Raw genomic sequence first — 11,991 nt, 5'->3', positions numbered from 1 at the left:
ACGCAAGACAAGACTTCGATGGATCGCAAACTGCTCGACCTGCTGTGCTCGCCCGATACCCGCCAGCCACTGGCGCTGCTGGATGGCAAGGGCCTGGAAGCACTCAACACCGCCATCGCCGGCGGAACCCTGCAGCGCGCCGATGGCAGCGTGCAGGCGCAACCACTGCGCGAAGCGTTGATTACCCGCGACCGCAAGCAGATCTTCCGCGTCGATGACGGCATTCCGGTGCTGCTGGCCGAAGAAGCCATCGCCACCGCGCAGATTGCCGACTTCCCCGAGAAGTGACTTCGCCCGTGCGCACCAGCCTGCCGGAGGCGCCGCCTGTGGAGCTGGTCGAGGCGGACGTGGCGCGCGCGCTGGCCGAGGATATCGGCAGCGGCGACGTCACTGCCGCGCTCTTGCCCGACCAGGCCGACAGCGCCTACCTGCTATGCAAGCAGGACGCGGTGATCGCCGGCCGGCCCTGGTTCGACGCCACCCATCGCGCGCTCGATCCGCAGGTGCGCATCGACTGGCACGTCCATGAAGGCCAGCGCGTCAGCGCCGGCACCGTGCTGGCCCTGCTGCAGGGTCGCAGCCGCAGCCTGGTCAGTGCCGAGCGCACGTCGCTGAATTTCCTGCAGACGCTCTCGGCCACTGCCACCACCACGGCGGCCTATGTCGCCGCCGTGGCCGGCACCGGCGCGCGCATCCTGGACACGCGCAAGACGCTACCCGGCTTGCGCACGGCGCAGAAATACGCGGTGCGCTGTGGTGGTGGCGACAATCACCGCATCGGCTTGTTCGATACGGTGATGCTGAAGGAAAACCACATCCGCGCCGCCGGCTCGCTGAGCGCGGCGGTGCGTGCCGCACGCACGCAGCAGCCGCAGCTGCCGCTGGTGGTGGAGGTGGAAACGCTGGAGCAACTGCGCGAAGCCTTGCAGGTGGGCTGCACCCGCATCCTCATCGATGACTTCGATCCGGCCATGCGTCGCGAGGCGGTGCGTATCGTCGCCGCGTTGCCGTGCGCGCAACGCATCCCACTTGAAGTCTCCGGCAGCGTGGACCTGGCCGGCATCCGCGCCATTGCCGAGGACGGCGTGGACTGCATCTCCATCGGCGGGCTGACCAAGCACGTTCAAGCGGTGGATCTATCGCTCAAGCTCGGACCACCACCGCGCTGATTTCACGCCTGCACGCAGGCCGCTCTGGCAGCCTGCAGCCATTGAGATTTCGTGCGGGACGTTCGATGACTGCAAGACCTTGGCCGTGGATCTGTGTGCTGCTTGCAGGATTGGGGGGCAGCGCCGCTGCGGCGGAAGTGTGCGACGTTCCGCCACGCTTCGGCACCAGCCCGGCCGCCATCGCCATCGTGCGCAGCGCCTGCAACGAGCATCGCCTGTGGCAACGCCCCTTCATCGACACCAAGGGCCGCCTGGCCAACCTGGGCGTGACTGAAGCGGAATCCGGTTATCTTGCCGACCACGGCTTGGTGGCCTGGCAGCGCGTGGCCAGCTACTGGCGCGAGAGCGGCACGCTCGCTTCGATGAACGGCCAGCCGGGAGCATCCAGTTGCGCCGCACTGGATGGCACGCGTTACACAGCCAGCGATTGCCGCGCGTTCCTGGTGGACAATCCCTGGTCGGCCGCCTTCATTTCCTGGGTGATGACGCAAGCCGGGCTGAGCGGCTTCCATCGCTCGGCGCGCCATCTGGACTACATCCGTAGTGCCTACGACGACGGCGCCACCGGCCCCTACCAGTTCACCGACCCGGCGGTGGAAAAACCCGCTCCCGGCGACATGCTATGCCTGCTGCGCGGGCGCAGCGTGGCACTCGGCTACGCCGGCTTGAAATCCGCACTTGGCGGCAGTGCGCCGATGCCTTGGCAGTCGCATTGCGATGTGGTGGTGGCCGCCAACGTCGGCGGCGACCGCACGCTGTACCTGATCGGCGGCAATGTCTTCAACACGGTGATGATGCGCAAGATGCCGCTGGACCGGGCCGGCCGCGTGGTCTTGCCCACGCCACAATCCAACAACAGCCAGGATCAGGGCGAAGACGGCCTCGGCATCGCCAGCGAATGCACGCCCGCGCACGAAGAGCTGTGCGATTTCAATCTTCGCGATTGGGCTGCATTGTTGAAGCTGCGTCCTGATGCCGCAGTGGTGGCACCGACGGCGCCGCTGCCGGCACCCGGCACCGTGCCTGCGCAACAAACGATGCCGCCCGGCTTCCCTCGCGTCGTACCGCCGCGCCCGGAAACGCAGCCTGTGCCGACGCAACAGCCTGAGTGAGCAAGGATCCAAAGCCCCCTCCCGCCGGGAGGGGGGTGGGGTGAGGGTACGGGGCACGAGGCCTTTGCTCCGTTCCAACTGCACCTGGCTTCGTCCGTACCCTCATCCGCCCCTACGGGGCACCTTCTCCCGATGGGAGAAGGAATCGAGCACACAACAAGAAAGCGGGCCGAAGCCCGCTTTCTTGTGATGCATCGACCTGCAGCGATTACTCGGCCGAGGCCTGCACGCCTTCGCCCTCTTCCACTGCCTTGATCGACAGACGGATACGACCCTGCTTGTCCACTTCCAGCACCTTGACGCGGACCAGATCGCCTTCCTTCAGCTTGTCGCCGACCCGCTCCACGCGCTCGCTGGAAATCTGCGAGACGTGCACCAGGCCGTCCTTGCCCGGCAGGATGGTCACGAACGCACCGAAGTCCATGATCTTGGCGACCTTGCCTTCATAGATGCGGCCCGGCTCCACGTCCGAGGTGATCTGCTCGATGCGCGACTTGGCCGCCTGCGCAGCGATGGCGTTGACCGAGGCGATGATGATCGTGCCATCGTCCTGGATGTCGATCTGCGTACCGGTTTCCTTGGTGATGGCCTGAATGGTCGAGCCGCCCTTGCCGATCACTTCGCGGATCTTGTCCGGGTGGATCTTGATGGTCAGCAGACGCGGCGCGTAGTCGCTCAGCTCCTGACGCGGGGTGGTCAGCGCCTTGGACATCTCGCCCAGGATGTGCAGACGGCCGGCCTTGGCCTGCTGCAATGCCTGTTTCATGATCTCTTCGGTGATGCCTTCGATCTTGATGTCCATCTGCAGCGCGGACACGCCTTCGGCAGTACCGGCCACCTTGAAGTCCATGTCGCCCAGGTGATCTTCGTCACCCAGGATGTCCGACAGCACCACGAAGCGGTCGTCTTCCTTCACCAGGCCCATGGCGATTCCTGCCACCGGTGCCTTGACCGGCACGCCGGCGTCCATCAGTGCCAGCGAGGAGCCGCACACCGAGGCCATCGACGACGAACCGTTGGACTCGGTGATTTCCGAGACCACGCGGATGGTGTACGGGAATTCTTCCAGGCTCGGCATCACCGCCAGCACGCCGCGCTTGGCCAGGCGGCCGTGACCGATTTCGCGACGTTTCGGCGCACCGAAGCGACCGCACTCGCCCACCGAATACGGAGGGAAGTTGTAATGGAACAGGAAGTTTTCCTTGTACTCGCCGCTGACCGCGTCGATCACCTGGCCGTCGCGGGCAGTGCCCAGCGTGGTGACCACGATCGCCTGCGTCTCGCCGCGGGTGAACAGCGCCGAGCCGTGGGTACGCGGCAGCACGCCGGCCTGCACCGCAATCGGGCGCACGGTGTCCAGTGCACGGCCGTCGATACGCACCTTAGTGTCCAGCACCGAGTCGCGCATGGTGTGGTATTCAAGCTCGCCGAATTCCTTCGACAGCTCAGCGGAATTCCAGCCTTCGGAGGCCACACGGCCGGCCAACGACTCCAACACGTTTTTCTTGATGGCAGAAATGGCGTCACGGCGCTGCAGCTTGTCGCGCACCTGGAAGGCGCCGGCCAGCTGGGTGCCGACCGCTTCCTTCAGCGCGTTGATCAGCGCAGTGTTCTTGGCCGGGGCCACCCAGGTGCTGGGCTTGGTGCCGGCTTCGACGGTCAGTTCGTTGATCGCGTTGATGACCTTCTGCAGTTCGCGATGACCAAAGGTGACCGCGCCCAGCATCACTTCTTCCGACAGCAGCGCCGCTTCGGATTCCACCATCAGCACCGCATTGGCGGTACCGGCGACCACCAGCTCCAGCTGCGAATCCTTCAGGTCGGTGATGGTCGGGTTGAGGATGTACTCACCGTTCTTGTAGCCCACCTTGGCGGCGCCGATCGGGCCGTTGAAGGGGGTACCGGCCAGCGACAGCGCAGCCGATGCGCCGATCAGCGCGGCGATGTCGCCATCGATGTCCGGGTTCATCGACATCACGGTGGCGATGATCTGCACTTCGTTCTTGTAGTCCTCCGGGAACAGCGGACGGATCGGACGGTCGATCAGGCGCGAGATCAACGTCTCCTTCTCGGTCGCACGTCCTTCGCGCTTGAAGAAGCCGCCCGGGATGCGGCCGCCGGCATAGAACTTCTCCTGGTAATCGACCGTCAGGGGAAAGAAGTCCTGCCCTTCGCGCGCGGTTTTTGCGGCGACGGCGGTGACCAGCAGTACGGTGTCGTCCATCTTGACGATGACGGCACCGCTCGCCTGGCGAGCGACTTCGCCCGTCTCCAGGGTGACGGTGTGCTTGCCGTACTGGAAGGTTTTGGTGATTTTTGCCACGGAGGTTTTTTCCTTAGGTGTAACTGTCTGCGTTGGACCGTCGTCGACCCATGCCGAGAACGGGCGGCCGGGAGGCTCCGGCCCATGTACGTAACTGCTGCGATGACATTGTTGCGAAAGACCAAAACAAAACCGCGGCGCATCGCTGCGCCGCGGCGGTAGGACTCGATCAGCGGCGCAGGCCGAGCTTCTCGATCAACGACTTGTAACGATCGTTGTCCTTCTTCTTCAGATAATCGAGCAGGCTGCGGCGACGGTTGACCATCTGCAGCAGGCCACGACGGCTGTGGTGATCCTTCTTGTGGGTCTTGAAGTGACCGGTCAGCAGCTCGATACGTGCGGTGAGCAGCGCGACCTGCACTTCCGGCGAACCGGTGTCCTGGGCGCTGCGCTTGTTGTCTTCAATAACTTTCTGGGTGTCGACAGACATGATGTGTTCTCGATAGATGCGTGGTCGACAGGAACGTGCATGACGCACCGCCGGACTCGCCGTTTGCTTGGGATGAGCGCGCGTGGCGCAGAGGTGCCCCGATTCGGGGCCGCGAAAGTGTAACGTCGTGCGGCCGCAGGGACAAGTTGACTAAACCTTAACAACCGGGATTATCGTTCAGCCCGTTGAAGAGCCGCTGCGGCGACAACCGGCCCTGTTCGTCCACCAGGCCTAGTCCCGAAGGCGTTCCGTCCGGGCCGAACACGGCGACCTGGCCCGCAGGAAAGGCGTCATCACGCAGGCGCTGGCCCATCCGGAACCGGGTCGCATGGGCCTGGTCCAAGGTGATCTGCGCAAAATCGGCCAAACCGGCCTGGATCGGCAGCAGCAGATCTTCCGCCCGCGCCCCCGATTCCAATGCCGCACTCAACGCTTCAAGGGTCATCATCTGTGGCGACCGGAACGGCTCCACCCAGAGCCGGCGCAGCGAGGCGATATGCGCGCCGCAGCCGAGCACTTCGCCCAGATCACGGGCCAGGCTGCGGATATAGGTGCCGGAGCCGCAGGTCACGCGCAGCTGAAGACGCGGCGCCTGGTAGCCGATCAACTCGATCGCATGCACCTCGACCTCGCGCACCGGGGCCTCGATCATCTCGCCCCGGCGTGCCTTGGCATACAGCGGCTCACCACCCTGCTTGAGCGCGGAGTAAATGGGAGCCTGCTGCTGGATGCGCCCGATAAATGGAGCCAAGGCCGCACGCAACGCGTCTTCGCTCAGCGCCGGCACTGCACGCTCGCGCAAGACCTCGCCATCTGCATCGTCGGTATCGGTAGTCACGCCCAGCACCACTTCGGCGTCGTAGGCCTTGGCCGCACCCAACAGCAGCCCGGCGATCTTGGTGGCCTCGCCCAGGCACAACGGCAGCAAGCCGGTGGCCAGCGGATCCAGGCTGCCGGTGTGGCCGCCCTTCTCTGCCCGCAGCAGGCGGCGCGCGGCCTGCAAGGCATTGTTGGAACTGAGCCCGGCCGGCTTGTCCAGCAACAGGATGCCGTGCAGCGGGCGATAGACGATGCGGGATTTCAAAGGATCGATGCTCGAATCAGGGCATGACGTGCCTGCGAAGATCACGACCGCGGCGTGGGCGGCCCGTGTGACGCCGCGCTCAGCGCGGCTCGGCGGCGTCGGCGTCGGCGTCGCTGGACGCGGCAGCGGGGCCGACGTCGTCCAGGTCACGCAGCAGGTTGTCGATGCGCTCGCCGCGATCGACCGAGTCGTCGTAGTGGAAATGCAGCTCGGGCACGTGACGCAGCTTCATCGCGCGCGCCAGTTGCGTGCGCAGCTGCCCGGCGATTTCCTTCAGCCCCTTGACCGCTTCGGCCGAGCGCTCCTGCTGCAACGCAGTGACGAACACCTTGGCATGGGCCAGGTCGCGGCTGATTTCAACGTCGGACACACTGACCGACGGCAGGCCGTGGTCGCGCACCGCCGCGTGCACGATCGTGCCGAGGTCGCGACGCACCTGCGCGGAAACGCGGTCGGTGCGATGGAATGATTTGGTTGGCATGGTCGTGGACCTGGTTGATTCGGAGGGCCAGATGGCACCGAAGCCAAAAACGAACGCGGGCGGCCATGCCGCCCTCGCCTTGCAGAACGTGCGTGACGCCATGCGCCAGCGCGGTAAATCGGGGCCCGCAGGCCCCGATTTCCATTACAGCGTACGGGCAACCTCGATACGCTCGAAGCACTCGATCTGGTCGCCGGCCTTGACGTCGTTGTAGGCCTTCACGCCGATACCGCACTCGGTCCCGTTGCGCACTTCCTCGACGTTTTCCTTGAAACGGCGCAGCGATTCCAGCTCGCCCTCGAACACCACCACGCTGTCGCGCAGCACGCGGATCGGCTTGCTGCGCTTCACCACGCCTTCGATGATCATGCAGCCTGCAACCGCACCGAACTTGGAGCTGCGGAACACATCGCGCACCTGCGCGATACCGATGATCTCTTCGCGGATTTCCACCCCGAGCAGACCGGAGGCCACCTGCTTCACCTGGTCGATCACGTCATAGATGATCGAGAAGTAGCGCAGGTCGATGCCGTTGGACTCGACGATCTTGCGTGCCGACGCATCCGCACGCACGTTGAAGCCGATCACCGTGGCCTTGGAGGCCGCGGCCGAATTGGCATCGGACTCAGTGATGCCGCCTACGCCGGAGTGGATCACGTTGATGCGGATGTCGTCGTTGGACAAGGCCACCAGCGACTGCTTGAGCGCTTCCACCGAACCCTGCACGTCGGCCTTGATGACCAGGTTCAATACCTGCTGGCCTTCGCCCTTGCCCATCTGGGCCAGGATGTCTTCCATGCGGTTGGTGGCCGAGGCGACCAGACGCGACTCGCGGCGCTTGGTCTCGCGCTGCTGCGCCACGTCCTTGGCCAGGCGCTCGTCGTCAACCACGACGAAGTCGTCACCGGCTTCCGGCACGCCGGACAGGCCCAGCACCTGCACCGGGATCGACGGGCCCGCCGAGGCCGGCTGATGGCCGGTTTCGTCGAACAACGCACGCACGCGGCCGTACTGGATGCCGCACACCAGGTAATCGCCACGCTTCAACGCGCCCTGCTGCACCAGCACCGTGGCAACCGGGCCGCGGCCCTTGTCCAGCGAGGACTCGATGACGGTACCGCTGGCGCGGCCGTCGGCCACCGCCTTGAGTTCCAGCACTTCGGCCTGCAGCGAGATCGCGTCCAGCAGCGTGTCCACGCCGGTCCCGACCTTGGCCGACACCTCGATGAACTGGGTATCGCCACCGAAGTCTTCGGCCACCACGTCTTCGGCCAGCAGTTCGTTCTTGACCCGCAACGGGTCGGCGCCGGCCTTGTCGATCTTGTTCACCGCAACGATCAACGGAACACCCGCTGCCTTGGCATGCGCCACCGCTTCCTTGGTCTGCGGCATGACGCCATCGTCGGCCGCAACCACCAGTACCACGATGTCGGTGATCTTGGCACCGCGTGCGCGCATCGAGGTAAATGCGGCATGGCCGGGCGTATCCAGGAAACTGATGACGCCACGGTCGGTTTCGACGTGGTAAGCACCGATGTGCTGGGTGATGCCACCCGCCTCGCCGGAAGCGATCTTGGTACGACGAATGTAGTCCAGCAGCGACGTTTTGCCGTGATCGACGTGGCCCATGATGGTCACCACCGGCGGACGCGGCGCGGCATCGCCCTGCGCGTCTTCGGCATGCGCCAGCAGCGCGTCCTCGAAGTCGGCATTGTCGGCGCGAACGGCCTTGTGGCCGAGTTCTTCGGTCACCAGTGCCGCGGTGTCGTGATCGATGCTCTGGGTGATGGTCGCCATGACGCCCATCTTGAACAGCGCCTTGACCACGTCGCCGCCCTTGAGCGCGAGCTTCTGCGCCAGGTCGGCCACGGTGATGGTCTCGCCGATCGCCACTTCACGCACCACCGGTGCGGTGGGACGCTCGAACCCGTGCGGACCGCTATTGCCCTGGTTACCACCACGGCCACCGTCATTGCCGCGACGCGACGACGACGAACCCGGACGACCGGTCGGCTTGCCACGCACGTTGGAACGACGCGCACGATCGGCCGCAGACAGATGCAACTGACCTGCAAAGCGCTTGGTCGCATCGTCGTCCTCGACGCCGGCCACCATGACGTGCGAACCGCGCGTCTTGTGCTTGGCCGCGTTGTTGCGATCGTCCGGGCGCGCCGGCGTGGCCGGACGCGATGCGGGCGACGCACCTGCCGGGCGTGCCGGACGCGGGGCCGACGACGGCGAGGAGGGCGCACGCGCGGCAGGGGCCGCAGACGGCGTTGGCGCAGCGGCGACCGGGGCCGGCGCGCTGGCAGCCGCAGCGGCTTCCTCGGCAGCCTTGCGCTCGGCTTCTGCGCGATCCTTGGCGGCCTGTTCTTCGTCGCGCTTGCGCTGGATTGCTTCGTCGCGCACGCGGTCGCTTTCGGCCAATGCCTGCTGCTCGTCGAGATTGCGCTGACGCGAGGCGGCGAGCTTGGCCAGGATGTCGGCCCGCTCTTCGTCCGGCGTCATCGGCGCGGCGCGGCCGCTGCCTTCGTTCTCGGACTTCACGTAGGTACGCTTCTGCCGCACTTCCACGTTGACCGTGGTCTTGGTGCCGCCGGCGTTGACCGTCACTTCCTGCAGCTTGCGCCGGTTGAGCGTGATCTTCTTGGCCGCTTCGCTCGCCGCATCGGCAGGCGAGTCGGCCTTGCCATGCGTGCGACGCAGGAAGCCAAGCAGTTTCATCTTCTCGGTGCTGGTCACGACCTGGTCGGGACCGCTGAACTTCATCCCGGCCTCGGCCAGTTGAACCAGCAGTTTATCGACCGGCGTGTTGACCAGTTCGGCAAGCTTGCGGATGGTGGTTTGCTGCGACATTCGGATCCTATGATCTGGTTGGCGCCCCCTCGCCCAGAGCAAGGGAAACGCTGATTCTAAGCCCTGATGGGGTCAGGGCGCGGTTCATTGCCGGCTCATTCGCCGCGCTCCAAACGGGCGATCTCCTCGGCGCGGGCCGCCAGGATCAGCGCCGCGGCGCGCTCCTGGGTCATGCCCTCGATGCCGAAGTCGACGATCTCGTCCGCGGCCAGGTCGGACAAGTCCTCGCTGGTACGCACGCCGTGCTCGGCCAGCGCAAAGGCCGTCTCCTCGTCCATCCCCTCCAGCGCCAGCAGGTCCTCGGTGGGCTGAGTTCCTTCCAGGCCTTCTTCCTCGGCCAGCGCGGCGTTGAGCAGCGCATCGCGGGCACGGGCACGCAGTTCTTCGACGATGTCTTCGTCGAAGCCTTCCACCGCCAGCAACTCGCCAACCGGCACGTAGGCGATTTCTTCCACGGTATTGAAGCCTTCGGACACCAGGATCGCGGCGATTTCCTCGTCCACTTCCAGGCGGTCCATGAACAGCTGGCGCGCCGATGCCTGTTCAGCCTCGGACTTGGCGGCCACCTGGTCGGCGGTCATCACGTTGAGCTGCCAGCCGGTCAGGCGGCTGGCCAGGCGCACGTTCTGGCCGCCCTTGCCGATCGCCTGGGCCAGGCGGTCTTCGGCCACGGCCAGGTCCATCGCATGCTTTTCTTCGTCGACGATGATCGACTGCACTTCGGCCGGCGCCATCGCGTTGATGACGAAGTTGGCCGGATTCTCGTTCCACAGCACGATGTCCACGCGCTCGCCATTGAGCTCGTTGGAGACCGCCTGCACGCGCGAACCGCGCATGCCGATGCAGGCGCCGATGGGATCGGTGCGGGTATCGTGCGCAATCACCGCGATCTTGGCGCGGTCGCCCGGATCGCGTGCGCAGGCCTTGATCTCGACCAGGCCCTGGCCGACTTCCGGCACTTCCAGCTTGAACAGCTCGATCATGAATTCCGGCGCGGCGCGGCTGATGAACAGCTGCGGGCCACGCGGCTCCGAGCGCACTTCGGCCAGGTAGCCGCGCACGCGGTCGCCGGGACGCAACACGTCGCGCGGAATGCCCTTGTCCTTGGGAATGAAGGCCTCGGCATTGCCGCCCAGATCGACAAAGATGTTGCCGCGCTCGGCGCGCTTGACCACACCGGTGATCAACTCGCCCACGCGGTCCTTCCATGCATCGACCACCTGCTGGCGCTCGGCTTCGCGCACACGCTGCACGATCACCTGCTTGGCAGCCTGGGCGGCGATACGGCCGAAATCCGGGTTCTCGATCTGTTCTTCGATGTAGTCGCCCACATCCACGCCGTCGGCTTCGTCGATGGCATCCATCAGGCGCACCTGGCGATCCGGCGACTCCATCACCACGTCGTCGGCCACCACTTCCCAGCGGCGGAAGGTCTCGTAGTTGCCGTCCTTGTGATCGATGGTCACGCGCGTCAGCACGTCCTGGTCGGGATAGCGCTTCTTCGCTGCGGAAGCCAGCGCGGCCTCGATCGCATCGAAGATCACTTCGCGCGGAACGCCTTTCTCGTTGGCCACCGCATCCACTACCAGCAAAAGTTCCTTGCTCATTTCGTCACTCCGCGCGCGGCTTGCCAGCCGCCGACTCGTTGGATGGTTTCTTCTTGTCGTGCCCGGGTTTTTTCGGGCCGGGCTTATTCGGTTTTTGCGGCGCCAGACCCAACGCGACCCAATCGGGCACGATGCGCGCCTTGTCGATATTGTCGAAGCCGACCTGCACGTCCTTGCCGTCGATGGCGAACACCACCGCGTTTGCCTCGGATTCGATCCGCACGATCTGGCCCTGGAAGCGGCGCCGACTGTCCTGCGCCAGCTTCAACACGATCTTGGCCGACTCGCCGGCATGGCGCGCGAACTGCTCAAGGGTGAACAAGGGACGATCAACACCCGGCGATGACACTTCGAGCGTGTAGTTGCCGCTGATGGGGTCTTCCACGTCGAGCTGGGCAGACACTTCGCGGCTGACGCGCTCGCAGTCATCGACGTTGATGACACGCTCGGGCTGTTCGACCAGCGGTACATCGATGTACAGACGCAAGGTCGCGCCGCCTGGCGCGGGAAGATATTCCACGCCCAGCAGCTCCAGGCCCAGGGATTCAACCGTTGGACTCAGCAGATTCGCGATTTCGGTCGCTTTTTCGCTCACAGACTGCCCTGATCAGATGATTGCCAGTAAAACCCCGGCAACCGGCAGCAAACTTTCCGGTTCCGGAAAAAACAAGGGGCCCGATGGGCCCCTTTCGTGAAAAAAGCCCGACCTCTCAGGGTCGGCGCAAGGACGGGAACATGCGTCCTTACGATCCAAGAAGTTGAATCATTGCAATAACGCAACAATTCGAAACTTGGTAGCGGGGGCAGGATTTGAACCTGCGACCTTCGGGTTATGAGCCCGACGAGCTGCCAGACTGCTCCACCCCGCAGCAGAAGCGGAATTATGAAGAACTTGAGCGGCAATTGCAAGCCCTAGTTTTTCATCTGTT

Annotated in this window: 10 protein-coding genes and 1 tRNA gene; 3 read left to right on the top strand and 8 right to left on the bottom strand. The window is 64.9% G+C overall.

Going from position 1 to position 11,991, the window contains the following annotated elements; genetic code table 11:
- Positions 1 to 18: 18 nt before the first annotated feature.
- The 3 genes from ACCQ13_RS08810 to ACCQ13_RS08800 all read left to right on the top strand — a co-directional run bounded on the left by ACCQ13_RS08810 (position 19) and on the right by ACCQ13_RS08800 (position 2,281).
- Complete coding sequence (locus tag ACCQ13_RS08810; protein WP_159407023.1) at positions 19 to 288, top strand: Trm112 family protein; 270 nt, start codon at positions 19 to 21, stop codon at positions 286 to 288.
- Positions 285 to 1,169 carry a carboxylating nicotinate-nucleotide diphosphorylase gene (gene nadC / locus ACCQ13_RS08805; RefSeq protein WP_159407022.1) on the top strand — a complete coding sequence of 295 codons (885 nt, stop codon included), beginning with the start codon at positions 285 to 287 and terminating at the stop codon, positions 1,167 to 1,169. Before ACCQ13_RS08810 ends, nadC begins: the two co-directional genes overlap by 4 nt.
- 65 nt (positions 1,170 to 1,234) lie before the next feature.
- The gene (locus tag ACCQ13_RS08800; RefSeq protein WP_159407021.1) at positions 1,235 to 2,281 is read left to right on the top strand and encodes a DUF2272 domain-containing protein; all 1,047 of its coding nucleotides are present in this window, start codon (positions 1,235 to 1,237) and stop codon (positions 2,279 to 2,281) included.
- Between the two features lie 208 nt (positions 2,282 to 2,489).
- Here the strand turns inward: ACCQ13_RS08800 and pnp are convergent, their stop codons facing one another.
- The 8 genes from pnp to ACCQ13_RS08760 form a co-directional block, all read right to left on the bottom strand.
- Complete coding sequence (pnp, locus tag ACCQ13_RS08795) at positions 2,490 to 4,604, bottom strand: polyribonucleotide nucleotidyltransferase (protein ID WP_104603645.1); 2,115 nt, start codon at positions 4,602 to 4,604, stop codon at positions 2,490 to 2,492.
- 169 nt (positions 4,605 to 4,773) lie between these two features.
- Complete coding sequence (gene rpsO, locus ACCQ13_RS08790) at positions 4,774 to 5,034, bottom strand: 30S ribosomal protein S15 (protein WP_005991399.1); 261 nt, start codon at positions 5,032 to 5,034, stop codon at positions 4,774 to 4,776.
- Positions 5,035 to 5,191: 157 nt separating this feature from the next.
- Positions 5,192 to 6,118 (bottom strand): tRNA pseudouridine(55) synthase TruB, encoded by a 927-nt coding sequence (gene truB / locus ACCQ13_RS08785; RefSeq protein WP_104603644.1) that lies wholly within the window; start codon positions 6,116 to 6,118, stop codon positions 5,192 to 5,194.
- 79 nt (positions 6,119 to 6,197) lie between these two features.
- Complete coding sequence (gene rbfA, locus ACCQ13_RS08780; RefSeq protein WP_104603643.1) at positions 6,198 to 6,599, bottom strand: 30S ribosome-binding factor RbfA; 402 nt, start codon at positions 6,597 to 6,599, stop codon at positions 6,198 to 6,200.
- A 144-nt stretch (positions 6,600 to 6,743) separates the two neighbouring features.
- Entirely contained in the window at positions 6,744 to 9,455 is a 2,712-nt protein-coding gene (gene infB, locus ACCQ13_RS08775) for a translation initiation factor IF-2 (RefSeq protein WP_167526874.1), read from the bottom strand.
- Positions 9,456 to 9,550: 95 nt separating this feature from the next.
- On the bottom strand, positions 9,551 to 11,062 hold the full coding sequence (nusA, locus tag ACCQ13_RS08770; protein ID WP_104603641.1) for a transcription termination factor NusA: 1,512 nt from the start codon (positions 11,060 to 11,062) through the stop codon (positions 9,551 to 9,553).
- A gap of 4 nt (positions 11,063 to 11,066) precedes the next feature.
- Complete coding sequence (rimP, locus tag ACCQ13_RS08765) at positions 11,067 to 11,657, bottom strand: ribosome maturation factor RimP (protein ID WP_104603640.1); 591 nt, start codon at positions 11,655 to 11,657, stop codon at positions 11,067 to 11,069.
- 197 nt (positions 11,658 to 11,854) lie between these two features.
- Positions 11,855 to 11,931, bottom strand: a tRNA-Met gene (locus tag ACCQ13_RS08760).
- Positions 11,932 to 11,991: the final 60 nt, after the last annotated feature.

The organism is Xanthomonas sp. NCPPB 1638 (genome assembly GCF_041475635.2).
Lineage (GTDB): Bacteria > Pseudomonadota > Gammaproteobacteria > Xanthomonadales > Xanthomonadaceae > Xanthomonas > Xanthomonas cucurbitae.
The sequence above is the reverse complement of the archived record's forward strand: the minus strand, read 5'-3'. Positions and strand labels throughout refer to the sequence as shown.

Coding starts and splice junctions, on each gene's coding strand:
- ACCQ13_RS08800 (WP_159407021.1), top strand. CDS start 1,235: ATGACTGCAAGACCTTGGCCGTGGATCTGTGTGCTGCTTGCAGGATTG.
- nusA (WP_104603641.1), bottom strand. CDS start 11,062: ATGAGCAAGGAACTTTTGCTGGTAGTGGATGCGGTGGCCAACGAGAAA.
- infB (WP_167526874.1), bottom strand. CDS start 9,455: ATGTCGCAGCAAACCACCATCCGCAAGCTTGCCGAACTGGTCAACACG.
- rbfA (WP_104603643.1), bottom strand. CDS start 6,599: ATGCCAACCAAATCATTCCATCGCACCGACCGCGTTTCCGCGCAGGTG.
- rpsO (WP_005991399.1), bottom strand. CDS start 5,034: ATGTCTGTCGACACCCAGAAAGTTATTGAAGACAACAAGCGCAGCGCC.
- ACCQ13_RS08810 (WP_159407023.1), top strand. CDS start 19: ATGGATCGCAAACTGCTCGACCTGCTGTGCTCGCCCGATACCCGCCAG.